The organism is Aquimarina gracilis (assembly GCF_035285365.1).
In the GTDB taxonomy this organism is placed as follows: Bacteria; Bacteroidota; Bacteroidia; order Flavobacteriales; family Flavobacteriaceae; genus Aquimarina; species Aquimarina gracilis.
Genome location: NZ_JAYKLX010000014.1, coordinates 1 through 13899, shown reverse-complemented (window position 1 = coordinate 13899; position 13899 = coordinate 1). Strand labels below are relative to the sequence as shown.

The following is a 13899-nucleotide window of genomic DNA, read 5'->3' as shown; positions in this document are numbered from 1 at the left end:
CAAAGATAAAATTATTCAATTTTTTAAATCATAAAGGAATGCTAATACATGATTTTAAATCAAAATAGATTTTATGTGGTTTAATACGGCGGGATATTTATATTTGAATAAAAATACAAATACATGGGAAACCTTGATCTTGTTGTAATTATTATTATTGGAGCAAATATATTGATGTCGTTAAAGGGATTTAATGATTTTTCTTTTTTTGAAAAATATAAATTTAACATAGGAGGGATACGAAGGGGAGAACAGATAAGAATGTTAACCTCTGGGTTTTTACATGTGGATTTAACTCACATGTTCTTTAATATGTTTACACTGTATTTTTTTGCGCCGGTCGTGCTTAGTTTTGTGGGGAATGTTAAATTCTTAATTGTCTATTTCGGAAGTTTGTTGATGGGGAATTTGTTTTCACTTTTTTTTCATAAAGATGAATACTATTATAGTGCGGTAGGAGCTAGTGGAGCAGTTTCTGGGATAATATATGCAGGTATTTTGTTTCGCCCGGATATGAGTTTATATTTGATGTTTATACCCATTCCGATTCCGGCTTATGTTTTTGGAATAGCGTATTTGCTTTATTCTATTTTTGGTATGAAGAAACGTTCAGATAATATAGGTCATGATGCTCATTTTGGAGGAGCAGTAGGCGGATATATTATTACATTGATTTTGGCGCCCTGGCTTTTTCAGGAAAATTTATTAATGATAGGATTGTTAGCAATACCCATTGTTATTCTTTTTGTTTTACAGAAATTAGGAAAGCTATAAAAAGAAAAAAATGACCCGGAGAGGGTCATTTTTTTTTCTTATTCTTAAGAGTGTTTTTTTTATTTACAATGATCCTCCCAGTAATTCAGAAATCTTTTTTTCTAGCGCAGGACCACGAAGGTTCTTTGCAATTACATTGCCTTTCTCATCCAAAATAAAAGTAGCAGGAATTGAACGAACTCCATAGGCTCTTGCTATTGGATCTTGCCAGAATTGTAAATTTGATACGTGGTTCCATTCTAATTTATCATCTGCAATAGCTTTTACCCAGGCTTCTTGTTTTTTATCCAATGAAACTCCTATAATATTAAGACCTTTGTCGTGATACTTGTTATAGACTCTTACTACATTTGGATTTTCCATTCGGCAAGGCTTACACCACGACGCCCAAAAATCGATAATAGTAACCTTCCCCATAGATTCTTTCAAAGAAAGTGTTTTTCCATCTGGAGTAGGGCCAGAAAAGTCCTGAGCTTCACTGCCAATATCAATTCTTTTTTGAGAAGCGCTTGCTATAGCATTATTAATACGGGCATTGAGGTCTTTTCCAATTCTTGAACTTTTTAATTCATCGCTTAAAATGTCATATTTTTCTTTTGCATCTTTTGGAGTAAGAATTTTCATATTCATTAAATCTCCTAATGCTATTAAACCAACCAAAGAATTAACATTCTTCTCTGCTATTTCTGTTCGGTATTCTTTCTCTTTTTCATTGATCTCTTGTTGCTGAATAGCTATTTTGGCTATTTTTTCTGCTTCATTTAATTTTGCTGCAATTTGATATTGAGTGTTTAACTTTATTTTTTCATCAGAAAATGCTCGTATTTTTTTGATATACCCAAAGAATAGCTCGTTTTCTGATCCGCCTTTTACAACTGAAGATCTCAGGCTATCCTTATAAATAGTAATTTTGATAGGATTGTTCTCTGCTAGATATAGTACATTTCCTCTAACATTTTTAAAAGTAAGATAATTGAAATCATGACCTTCTGGAGGGGGTAGTTTGATTTCAAACTTCTCTTGTTTAATAACCGCAGTATCTATAACTACAGGTCTATTGGATTGGCTAATGGCATTAATGTAAACTTCGGTGCCATCATCAAATCCGGCCGCATCTGCAGATATGATATATCCAGTTTCTTCTTTTTGACATGAGGCAATTAGCATGATTATAGCTAGTAGGGCTATTCTTTTCATAGTTCTTACTTTTTTTAGTAGGCGTAAAAATAAAGAATCCTAGGTATATACTCCAAAAATTAACTTTTTGATATCACATTTGTTAATGACTTCTAATAAACACTTAAAAAAGATTAAAAATTAGGTTAGGGTGTAACAAAATTCTAAACTATTTAGTCTTACTTTTAATAGATTTTCTATGTTTAATTAAAAAAAATATGGACTGGGGTCTGGTTTTTGACAAATAATTCGTCATTATATTGAATGATCTTGAAATATATTTTAATTAATTGTTAATGTTTGTTTAAGCAAATTTGATTATATTATTTTTGTTAAATATTTGTAAATAGGGGCATATGAGGGTGTTAGAGCAGGATTTTCCGCTAGACATATGGATAAGTTTTTCAAAGTTTTTTGAACAGTATAGAAGTTTTTTAAAAAGTGATAATGAACTTCTTAAGGATCGTGCTACGCGTGTTTTAAAAATCCTTGAAGAATATCCAGAGCTCGAAGAAGGGATTAAAACTGAAGAACGTGTGCAAGAATTGTTACCTCAAATTCATTTGGTGCTAGAAGACTCTTTTGCACAGATATTACAATCAAACGAAATTAAAATAGCTACAATACCCTTTAATAATACAGTGTTACAATCTTCACTACGTTATAAGAACATCGTAAAAGATGCAGGTGAAAATTTTGAGCCTCAAATAAAAAATCTTGATGAAGATCATTATTTTATAATGGGATGTAGTATTATCCTAAACAATTATTATGGTTATAATATAGATTTCAGAAGGCCATTTTTTTATGACATACCAGATGCAAATGGTATAATGAGACACTACAGAATAATGTATAATGCCGATTTTATAGAAATAATAAAGACTGAAAAGGCAAGGGATATTACCAAAGAAGATGTAGCAGAGCTATTAGATAATTTTGATAACGTAGATATCTGGAAAGAAAAATTCACTCCAAATAGTTGGGTGTTTAAGGGTATTGTATTGGCCAATATGTTTGATGTAACCACCGATGTTTCCTTATCAGATTTTAAAACCAGTCTTATACGTTATGATAAAACACAAGGAGATTTTGTTGGTAGTTTTCAGGAAATTTTTAGGGCAATATTTAATCTGAGAGAGATTAAAGTTGGTTTCTCAAATTATAATCCTGAAGAAGAAGTCATCGAAAGAGTGCCTCTTAAAAATATTGATAGTTATATTCTATATAATAAATTCTCTGATAAGTGTGATAAAGCACTATGTGGTGGAACATTCCATTATTTGTTTGAAGAATCGAAGTATTTTGCTATTTCTGATGTAAAAAAATATCAGAAATCCACTCCAGATGAATTGATGTATAAAAATTTGGTAGCTCAAGGTATTAACAGTGCAATTCTTGCTCCTATAAAGAGTGAAGGGAAAATGTTAGGTATTCTTGAAATAGTTTCGCCAAATATTCATGAATTAAATAGTATCAATGCAAATAAATTACAAGATGTAATGCCGTATTTGGTTGATTCTGTATTACGCAGTAAGGCAAAAGCCGAAAATGAATTAGAGCTTATTATTCAGCAAGAATGTACCTCGATACATCCTAGTGTACATTGGAAATTTAGACAAGAAGCAAAACAGTTTATTAGGGCTATGGTTGAGGAAGCACCGGTTTCTTTTAAAGAAGTTGTATTTGATAATGTCTACCCTCTATACGGTCAGATTGATATTAAAGGTTCTTCTGAAGCTCGTAACCAAGCCATACAAAAGGATCTTGTATTACAACTTAATGGTATCTCAAGAGTGATTAATAAAGTGTTAGAAGCAGATACTTTACCAATCTATGAGCAGCTGAAATATAGAACTACACGTTATATTGAATCTATAACAGAACAGTTACAAGTTGATAGCGAGCAAAAAATAATCAATTTTATTAAAAAGGATATCACTCCTTTATTTAAACATCTAAGAAGAAAAAATAAAGACCTTGAAGTTGCGGTAGAAAAGTATAATACGTTACTAGATAATAATTTAAAAACTGTTTATAAGCATCGCAAAGCCTATGATGATTCTGTGATGATTATCAACAAAAAACTGGCAGCATTACTTGATCAAAAACAGGATGAAGCTCAGGGAATGTACCCTCATTATTTTGAGCGTTTTAAGTCTGATGGAGTAGAACACAATATGTATATTGGAGAATCTATTACTAAACATAATACCTTTAACAAGGTATACCTATATAACTTGAGATTGTGGCAATTGCAGATAATGTGCGAAATGGAGAATGCATATTATCAAATGAAAAAGGATCTGCCTGTCGCTTTGGATGTCGCTTCTATGGTATTGGTGTTTAATACCTCTTTGTCTGTACGATTTAGAATGGATGAAAAACGTTTTGATGTAGATGGGACATACAATGCCAGGTATGAAGTTGTTAAAAAACGAGTAGACAAGTCAAAAATTAAAGGTACAGATCAACGTATAACAGAAAAAGGGAAACTGGTAATAGTGTATTCTCAAAGTTCTGATGAGAGAGAGTATATCAAGTATATTAATTTCTTGCAATCCAAGAATTATCTCGAAGAAGAAATAGAAATTGTAGAAGTAGAAGATCTTCAGGGGGTAACGGGGTTAAAAGCTTTACGTGTTAATATTCTTTATCATAAAGACGAAGAAGACAAAGAATATTATACTTATGAAGATTTGATGAAAGAATTAAACCTATAAACCATATAAAGTCCCGCTTTTATAGCGGGATTTTTTTGTCAGAAACTTTTATTGCAAGGTATTAAAAGCTATTACAAATGAAATTACAGAGGATACAATTCCAATCATAAAAACGGTATACGTAATTCGAAGAATCTTATATTTTTTGTGTAATACTCTACCCAAGAAGTAAAGATCTTTAATCATTGTGTCATAGATATATTCTTTATCCATCATAAGTTCTGTCATGGCAGACTTATATTCATTCAAAGGCATTTTGTGAAAGTTTCCGAAGAATAGTAAGTTCACTTTTTTCTCTTCAATCTCCTTACGCGTAAATTCTCCACTAGTCACGTTTGGGCGCGTTGCCAGAACCGATAGTACAATAGAGGCTATACTAAAGATTAAGAAAATCATGGTTGGATAAATAAGATATTGATTAGATGGGTTATCCAATTTTGGGATAAGATTTGATAATGCAAGTGAAATAATAATAGCATTTACCGAAAGTAAAATATTGGCTTTCGTATCAGCAATATCACTTAATTTTAAATGGTTTCTAAGAGTAACTCTAAATAATGTTTGAATACCTTTTTCAGGGCTTTCTTCTTTGTACAGTTTTTTTAATTTTTCTTTCTCTTTTTTCTTTTCTTTTTTAAGCTTTGCTTGCTCTTCCAGCATTTTGGAAAGATTTTCTTCCTTTTTGGGTTGCCAATGTGTTAAGGCATATTCTGTATAGTAATGATGCTTATTTTGAAACAAATCGATATTGGCTTTTAACCATTCAGAAGCACTTAAATTGTTTACATTGTTAAGTTTAAACTCTTTACGTAAAAGTTCGCTGGTCTCGCCATAGTAATCTTTTGCAAAATGAGAGGCATCAGCATCTCTAATAATTTCTTCCATCAAATTAGTGGGTGCATGTTCCATTTTAGTGGCCATAATTTGTTGGCACACTTTTTTAATAATTTCAGAAGAAACTCCGTTTTTTGATAAAAATTCTTTTGCTATTTCTACACTGTGTTCTTCGTGATTTTCAGAGCTTTTAGAGTATCCCGTATCATGCAACAAGGCAGTTAACAATAAAACTTCTTTATCTTCATTAGATATATTAGTATTATCAAGGATTTCTTTTGTACTTTTAAATACTCTTTTGGTATGATCGTAATTATGATAAATACACGAGTTAGGTAGCTCTTTTTCAAAAAGCTCCAATACAAAGTGATCTGTTTTTTCAATTAATGAAGACATGCTTTTATTTTTTCGATAACCAAAATAACTAAAAAAAAGAGATTGTACTCCGCAACAATGAATAAATATAATAAGATTCTATTTATTTGCACAGCTTTATTATTTGCATCATGTGCAACATATTCTCCTCAGTATAAAGTCGAAAATTTTTCACAAACATTACCAAATCAGGAAATTGAGAAAACTTTTTTTCTGGTTGGCGATGCAGGTTATGCCAAATTAAACAAAAGTACTGAGGGTTTGTCTACCTTGACCAAGATAATTGACACTGTTCAGTCAAAGGATGATTATCTGATTTTTTTAGGAGATAACATTTATCAAAAAGGGATGCCAGATAAAAATTCTCCTGAAAGAGCATTGGCCGAGCATAGAATTAATGCACAAATCGATGCGGTAAAAGATTTTGATGGGAAAGTGATTTTTATTCCAGGAAATCATGATTGGTATAACGATGGATTAGAAGGTTTAGAAAGGCAAGAAAAATACATTAAAAAGAAAATGGGCAGAGATGACGTCTTTTTACCGTCTAGTGGGTGTCCTATAGAAAGTGTCGAAATAAGTGACAAGGTACATTTGTTAATACTTGATACACAATGGTACTTGGTAAATTGGGACAAGCATCCAACTATAAATGATGATTGTGAAATTAAAACTCGCGAAAAATTCTTTATTGAGTTGGAAGGAGAGCTAAAAAAGCATAGCAAAAAAACTATACTTATTGCTATGCATCACCCTTTGCTCACCAATGGACCACATGGGGGTAAATTTAGTTTTGACAAGCACATTTTTCCTTCAAAAAAGAAAATTCCATTACCAATTTTGGGATCTCTGGCTAATATGATTCGCGCTCAAGGAGGGGTAACAGCACAAGATATATCAAATAATCGCTACAATATTTTAATAAGAAGGCTTAAAACTATGACCAAAGCTATAGATAGAGTAGTTTTTGTGTCTGGGCACGAACATTCATTACAATATTTGGATAGTGATGGGTCAAAACAGATTGTGTCGGGGTCAGGAGCCAAAGTTTCACCGGCTTCTTTGGGTAAAGATGGCCTGTTTTCATACCCCGGTCAAGGATTTGCGATCCTTGATGTTTATAGAAACGGATCTTCAACTGTTCGTTATTATGGTAACGAAAATGGAAACTCTAAGCTGGTGTATCAAACCCAGGTTCATGAAAAAGAAGAAGAATTCGATTTTGGTGGTCTCTCGAATACTTTTGATGACGAGATATCTGCTTCTATTTATAAAAAGGATGAAGTTGAGAAATCAGGTTTTTTTAGATCAATGTGGGGAGATCATTATAGAAGTATTTATGGTAAAAACATCAAGGTCCCAATAGCTACGTTGGATACCCTCATGGGGGGCTTTACTATCGAAAGACAAGGAGGGGGGCAGGTGACCAGATCATTGCGCCTTATAGATACTCTAGGGAAACGTTATAGTTTAAGAGCTATGCGTAAAAGTGTTACTCAATTCCTTCAAAAAGGAGCATTCAAATATACCTATCTTGATGGTGGATTTGACAATACATACACAGAAGATGTGCTTTCAGATTTTTATACCTCCAGCTATCCATATGCCTTTCTTACCGTAGGTCCTTTGGCCGATGCAATTGGAGTATACCATGCAAATCCAGAATTGTATTATGTGCCCAAACATCCAGCTTTGGGCAAGTATAATGAAAGTTTTGGAGATGAAATTTACTTTCTTGAAGAGCGACCAGGTAAAGAATATGGGGATGAAATTTCTTTTGGGCAACCAGATGATATCGAAAGTACAGATGATCTTTTAAGTAAACTTCGGAAAGATGAAAAATATAAGATAGACGAAGCGCATTATATAAGAACCCGATTATTTGATATGATTCTTGGCGACTGGGACCGCCACTCTGATCAGTGGAGATGGGCACGTTTTGATACTGAAGAAGGAAAAACATATAGACCAATTCCTAGAGATAGAGATCAGGTGTTTTCTAACTATGACGGACTAATTTTAGATTTAGTAAAATTTGTTTCTCCGCTATCACGCAAGTTTCAGGTTTATGATGAAGAGCTTAAAAAAGTAAGATGGATCAATCAATCAGGTATGCCTTTGGATCGCGCACTTATTCAGAATTCTGGAAAAGAGGTTTGGCTAAAAGAAGCAAAGTATATTAAAGAAAATCTTTCAGATTTAGTAATAGATCAAGCGTTTGCGAATCTTCCAGAGGAGCTTCAGGATGATACCGCCAAAAAGATAAAAAAAGATTTAAAAGCCAGAAGGGATAATGTTGTAGATATTGCAGATCGATACCAAAAATATCTTTCAAAGCATATTGTAATTACGGGGACAGACAAAGATGATTTTTTCGAAGTTATTAGAGAGGACGATAAAACCAGGGTAAGAGTTTCCAGAATAAAAAAAGGAGCTGTAACAACATCGTATACAGAAAGAGTTTTTGATTCGAACCTTACCAAGGAAATTTGGATTTATGGTTTGGATGATGACGATCAATTTGAAGTAAAAGGAAAAGGAAAGAACCCAATCAAAGTAAGAATTGTTGGCGGGCAAAATAATGATATTTACACTATTGAAGATGGCAGGAAATTAAAAATATACGATCATAGGTCTAAGCCCAATACTATTAAGAATAAGGGAGGAGCAAAATTTAGGTTTACCAACATTTATAATTATAATATTTACGATTATCGAAAGCTTAAAGAAAAGACCAATGTAGTAGCTCCATTTATAGGTTTTAATCCAGATGATGGACTTAATGTTAATGTTACCGACACATATACAGTCAAAGGTTTTAAAAACAATCCCTATCAGAGCAAGCATAGATTTAGAGCAGCATATTATTTTCAGACTGAAGGTTATGATCTTTCTTATTCTGGAGAATTTATGAATGCATTAGGAAACTGGAATATTTTGGCTACAGGATTGTATACAAGTGAAAATTTTGCTCAAAATTTCTTTGGATTGGGTAACGAGAGCACGAATGACGATGACGAACTTGGTCTTGATTTTAATAGGGTAAAAATAGGTACTTGGGCAGCGGGTATAGGCATTTCCAAAAAAGGATTTTATGGTTCCGAGTTTTCGGTGAAAGCAAATTATGAAGGTATCGAGGTGCAAGATACCCAAGGAAGGTTTATTACTTCTGGGCTTGGTATTGTTGCGAATGACGCAGAATTTTTTGAGCGTAAGTTTTTTGCCAACCTGGATGTGAAATATAAATTTGAAAACTATGACAATGCTGTAAACCCAACACGGGGGATGTTATTTAGTCTTCAAGCAGGAGCAAGGATGAATCTTGATGATACCGATAGAACCTATGGGTATATTATTCCAAAAATGGGATTTTATAATGCAATTACTCGAAACCGCAAACTAGTTTTAAAAACCGATGTTATCGCTCAAATAAATATTGGAGACGACTTTGAGTTTTACCAAGGTGCTACCTTGGGTGGGCTTAATGGTTTAAGGGGGTATCGAGAAGAGCGTTTTACAGGTGAAAGTGCATTGGCTTTCAGCGGTGACCTGCGATACAGTTTTAATAAGTTTAAGACGGGTTTATTGCCATTGCAAATAGGGGTATTTGGGGGTTATGATATTGGTAGAGTTTGGTTGGATGGAGAAGATTCTGATACCTGGCATGATTCTATTGGTGGAGGATTATGGATCAATGCAGTAGATACTATAGGTGGGCAGTTAGGCTTGTTTAATAGTGATGATGGATTAAGATTTACCTTTGGTTTTGGATTGAGTTTTTAGTGCGCTATTGGGGGTAGTTTAAATTCGTATAGTTTCGCCTTTTTATGCCTGGTCTTTTCATCGGCAATAAAAAAGGTAGAATCATTTTTAAAACAAATACTTTCTTTTTGAGAAGTATGGCCTAATTTTATTTTTGTTACATCTCCCTCAAGTATGTGATCTCCCTTAAACTTATGAAACAAAAATATTTTGTTATGTGTAAGAAGGGCAATTTTATTTTGCGACTTATTGATAGATGCACCTGTTACCAAACAATCTGAAGGATCTTTACAGGTTTCATATCGTCCTATAAGTTTTGCAATGTGTTTTCCAGGAGTTGCCGGTATTTTATAGATTTTAGTCGTTTTTATTGATTCTTTTGCTCGATTTTTGGTGAACAAATATAAATTTCCATTGAAATGAATGAATGCTTCAACATCAAAATTGAAATTTTTCTTTTTTGGCGGAAATTTTTTCTGGTCTTCAAAGGCGAATTTGATTTTGGAAACAACGATCGTATCAGATAGAATTCCCGATACTTTGTAGATTTTTAAATCTTTTCTGTCATTATTGTTGTTCCCGAAATCACCAATATAAATGTTGTCCTCTAGATCATAGGCTAGATCTTCCCAGTCTTTATTTTTTGCATTTGGGACGTTAATTTCAGAAAGTATTTCTCCTTTTTGATTTAGACGAAATAGTATTGGGGCATTACCAGAATCATTGATTGCATACAGCTTGTTGTCAGATAACATAACAATTCCCGATATTTCATGTATCGCATTAGGTAAGCTAGAGATCTTAATGAGATTAAGGTTTTCATTCTTTTGACAACTTACAGATAATGTTATCAAAAGAATGAAATAAGATAATTTTGATATGTTAATTTCTTTGATTCCAGGCATTAAGCATCCAGCTAGTTTTTTCTAATTCACCAATATAGGTTCCTGTTATATCAAGAGTTCCATCGTCATTAGCATTATCCGCCGTCTTGGTTACTAGTTTCAGTTGTTTTAAAAGAACCTCATGATCTTCCAGGACTGCCGATACCATTTCTTGATCCCTAAGATTAATATCGGATTCTTTAATATTTGAGGTGCTTAAATAAGAACTAAAGTTACTTATTGGTTTTCCTCTTAATGTTAATATTCGTTCTGCAATTTCGTCTATTTTTAGTTTTGCTTCCTCATAAAGTTCTTCAAATTTTACATGCAATTCAAAAAAATGAGGTCCGGTAATGTTCCAATGAAAATTCCATAGTTTTTGATAATGCATATGATAATCCGCTAGCAATATATTCAATGCTTCTATAGTTTTTTGATTTGAATTCATTATAGTTTTTGTTTATTGGTTTTTGATATTCTATACAAAAATACTATAGTTTGGTGTTTCCTTTTCAAATTACAATAGTTAGTTCTAATACCAATATTATTATAGTCGATTTGTGATTTCCTTAAGAACTAATGTATAATAAGCTTTATCATGGGGTACAAATTCATTATTACGCTCTTTATTATTTACAATGTCTTTGAAAGTTTTAATTTCAAAAAGAGATACCGCTGCAACTTCTTCTTCTTGTAGTACTAGGGTGTGAATAGGTGTACTTAGTTTTGATAAATAGATATGATGAAATTCGTTATCAAAAATATCAGGTTTAGGAGTTTTTTTGGACAAATATATTGTAACAAATTCTAGATCATTCTTTGTAATCTTAAGCCCTATTTCCTCTTCAATTTCTCGAATAGCAGAATTCAAAGGAAGTTCTCCCGTTCCGATATGTCCAGCTACAGAAACATCCCATAAATTTGGGAAGGTGTCTTTGTTGGATGCTCTTTTTTGAAATAAAACTTTTCCATCGACAGTATAAAACCAGACATGTATACTAGCATGATAGAGCCCTAGCCTGTGGGCTTCGGTTTTTAGTTTTATATCTCCCGTGGGTTTTCCGGTTTTATCCAGAACATCTATAAATTCATCTGCCATGTTCTAAAAATAAAATAAATCCCGCTCATTTTGAGCGGGATTTATTTTATTTATACTTTAATTTACTTTCCAAAATAACTGAAGGTTTCTCCAGCTTTTATATTAAGTAAACTTTCGTAGATAAGTTTGATTACGTTTTCAACGTCATCTTTGTGTACCATTTCTACAGTAGTGTGCATATAACGAAGTGGTAAAGATATTAAGGCAGAGGCTACACCTCCGTTACTATAAGCAAAAGCATCGGTATCTGTACCCGTCATTCTGCTCGACGCCATACGCTGAAAAGGAATTTTTTTATCCTCGGCCGTAGAAATAAGCAATTCTCGTAATCTGTTCTGCACTGCCGGCGCATATGATATAACAGGGCCATCACCGATTTTGGTCTCACCTTGTGTTTTCTTTTCGATCATCGGAGTAGTAGTGTCGTGGCAGACATCTGTCACAATAGCAACGTCTGGTTTAATAGTGTGAGTGATCATTTCTGCACCCCGTAGTCCTATTTCTTCCTGAACAGAGTTGGTAATATATAATCCAAACGGAAGCTTCTTTTTATTTTCCTTAAGCAAACGAGCTACTTCAGCAATCATAAAGCCACCCATTCTATTATCTAAAGCGCGACATACAAATTTATTTTTATTAAGAATAAAAAACTCATCCGGATAGGTGATGACACAACCAACATGTACTCCAAGTTTTAAAACTTCTTCTTTGCTAGAGCATCCTACGTCTATACATATATTATCTAGCTTCGGTGGTTGTTCTTTTGCTTTATTTCTTGTATGTATCGCTGGCCAGCCAAAAACACCTTGTACAATTCCTTTTTTGGTATGAATATTTACACGTTTTGAAGTAGCTATTTGGTGATCGCTGCCTCCATTTCTGATAACATAAATTAATCCATTGTCTGTAATGTAATTTACATACCATGATATTTCATCGGCATGACCTTCAATTACGACTTTGTATTTTGCCTTGGGATTAATTACTCCAACTGCAGTGCCATAGGTGTCAGTAATAAAATCATCAACATATGGTTTTAAATAATCCATCCATATTTTTTGACCTTCCCATTCATATCCGGTCGGAGCTGGGTTATTCAAATATTTTTCAAGAAAATTTATTGACTTTTTGTTTAATATGCTTTTTTTAGCCATAGTTTTTAATGCTGTAATATTGTTTTTTTACGAAATTAACAATATTCACAAAGATTTCACGCTTTAGAAACTGTTAATTATTAATTTTGGTACAATAATAGAAGACCTCATAATTTATTATGGTAAAATATTTATCTTACATACTATTAATATTCTTTGGTTCTTTTGTGAGTGCACAAAATGATACTCAAAAATCTATTGATTCCTCAAAGATTGATACAACTGGTTATGTGCAATATTATATAGTTGAAGGAGATACGATTCCACATGAAGCCATAGATCTTGATGAAGTAATAATATTAGGAAGGCTTAATTTTAAGGATAAATTAGCAAGAAGGAAATATCTTATACTAAGACGTAAAACCAGGAAGGTATATCCCTATGCAAAATTAGCTTCAGAAAGGTTGTCGACATTAAATGAAAGGTTAGAGGGTATTACTTCCAAAAGAGGAAAAAAGAAATATATAAAGATACTCCAGAAGTATATGGAGGAAGAGTTCACTACAGAATTGAAAAAGTTGACTCGAACCGAAGGGCAGATATTGGTCAAGTTAGTTCATCGACAAACTGGGAAAACGATGTTCAATTTGGTTAAAGAATACCGTAGTGGTTGGAGGGCCTTTTGGTATAATAATACGGCCAAAATATTCAATATCTCTCTGAAGAAAGAATACGATCCTATTAATGTAGAGGAGGATTATTGGATTGAGGATATACTACAACGTAGCTTTCAATCTAATATTTTAGAAGAGCAAAGAACAGCTTTAGATTTTAGTTTTTATGATTTAAGGAATAAATGGACAGATACTATTAAAACAACTAATACAATTAAGAACTAATACATTTTTCTTTTTTGAATATAAAATAGTTCATTTTTTTTCTCTTCGTTTTGATTAATTTTAGTATCTTCGTTTTCTATCTTTTTTAAAATCAAGTGTTTCCAATTCTGGAAAAAAATAGATTAAAAAAGTCATTGTTATTTATTGAAAAGATTATATGTTTGCACCCGCAAAACGGGGTTTATGTTTTGTGTTGTTCATGAGGTTTTGTGGTTAGGGGGAAACTTTTTCAAAAATAATTTAAAAAAGTTTTGGTGGTTAAAAAAGGGGTTGTATATT

10 protein-coding genes are annotated in these 13899 nt (G+C 32.7%); 4 read left to right on the top strand and 6 right to left on the bottom strand.

Going from position 1 to position 13899, the window contains the following annotated elements; translation table 11 throughout:
• Positions 1-123: 123 nt before the first annotated feature.
• Entirely contained in the window at positions 124-774 is a 651-nt protein-coding gene (locus U6A24_RS22910) for a rhomboid family intramembrane serine protease (RefSeq protein WP_324182366.1), read from the top strand.
• Between the two features lie 63 nt (positions 775-837).
• Here U6A24_RS22910 and U6A24_RS22905 read toward each other — a convergent pair whose 3' ends face one another.
• On the bottom strand, positions 838-1971 hold the full coding sequence (locus tag U6A24_RS22905) for a TlpA disulfide reductase family protein (RefSeq protein WP_324182365.1): 1134 nt from the start codon (positions 1969-1971) through the stop codon (positions 838-840).
• 335 nt (positions 1972-2306) lie between these two features.
• Between U6A24_RS22905 and U6A24_RS22900 the strand changes: the two genes are divergently transcribed.
• Positions 2307-4673: a GAF domain-containing protein gene (locus tag U6A24_RS22900; RefSeq protein ID WP_324182364.1), complete on the top strand. Its 2367-nt coding sequence runs from the start codon at positions 2307-2309 to the stop codon at positions 4671-4673.
• Between the two features lie 48 nt (positions 4674-4721).
• Here U6A24_RS22900 and U6A24_RS22895 read toward each other — a convergent pair whose 3' ends face one another.
• A complete protein-coding gene (locus tag U6A24_RS22895) occupies positions 4722-5903 on the bottom strand; it encodes a Pycsar system effector family protein (RefSeq protein WP_324182363.1) in 1182 nt (393 codons plus the stop codon).
• Positions 5904-5960: 57 nt separating this feature from the next.
• Here U6A24_RS22895 and U6A24_RS22890 point away from each other — a divergent pair, with 57 nt between their 5' ends.
• A complete protein-coding gene (locus tag U6A24_RS22890; RefSeq protein WP_324182362.1) occupies positions 5961-9665 on the top strand; it encodes a metallophosphoesterase in 3705 nt (1234 codons plus the stop codon).
• Here the strand turns inward: U6A24_RS22890 and U6A24_RS22885 are convergent.
• The 4 genes from U6A24_RS22885 to U6A24_RS22870 form a co-directional block, all read right to left on the bottom strand.
• Positions 9662-10549, bottom strand: coding sequence for a hypothetical protein (locus tag U6A24_RS22885; RefSeq protein ID WP_324182361.1), 888 nt, complete (start codon positions 10547-10549; stop codon positions 9662-9664). The genes U6A24_RS22890 and U6A24_RS22885 overlap by 4 nt on opposite strands.
• Positions 10527-10976 carry a Dps family protein gene (locus tag U6A24_RS22880; RefSeq protein ID WP_324182360.1) on the bottom strand — a complete coding sequence of 150 codons (450 nt, stop codon included), beginning with the start codon at positions 10974-10976 and terminating at the stop codon, positions 10527-10529. Before U6A24_RS22880 ends, U6A24_RS22885 begins: the two co-directional genes overlap by 23 nt.
• A 99-nt stretch (positions 10977-11075) precedes the next feature.
• Positions 11076-11627, bottom strand: coding sequence for an NUDIX hydrolase (locus tag U6A24_RS22875; protein ID WP_324182359.1), 552 nt, complete (start codon positions 11625-11627; stop codon positions 11076-11078).
• 62 nt (positions 11628-11689) lie between these two features.
• A complete protein-coding gene (locus U6A24_RS22870) occupies positions 11690-12781 on the bottom strand; it encodes a M42 family metallopeptidase (RefSeq protein ID WP_324182358.1) in 1092 nt (363 codons plus the stop codon).
• A gap of 119 nt (positions 12782-12900) precedes the next feature.
• On the opposite strand from U6A24_RS22870, the gene U6A24_RS22865 reads away from it, so the two are divergent.
• Positions 12901-13620 carry a DUF4294 domain-containing protein gene (locus U6A24_RS22865; protein WP_324182357.1) on the top strand — a complete coding sequence of 240 codons (720 nt, stop codon included), beginning with the start codon at positions 12901-12903 and terminating at the stop codon, positions 13618-13620.
• Positions 13621-13899: the final 279 nt, after the last annotated feature.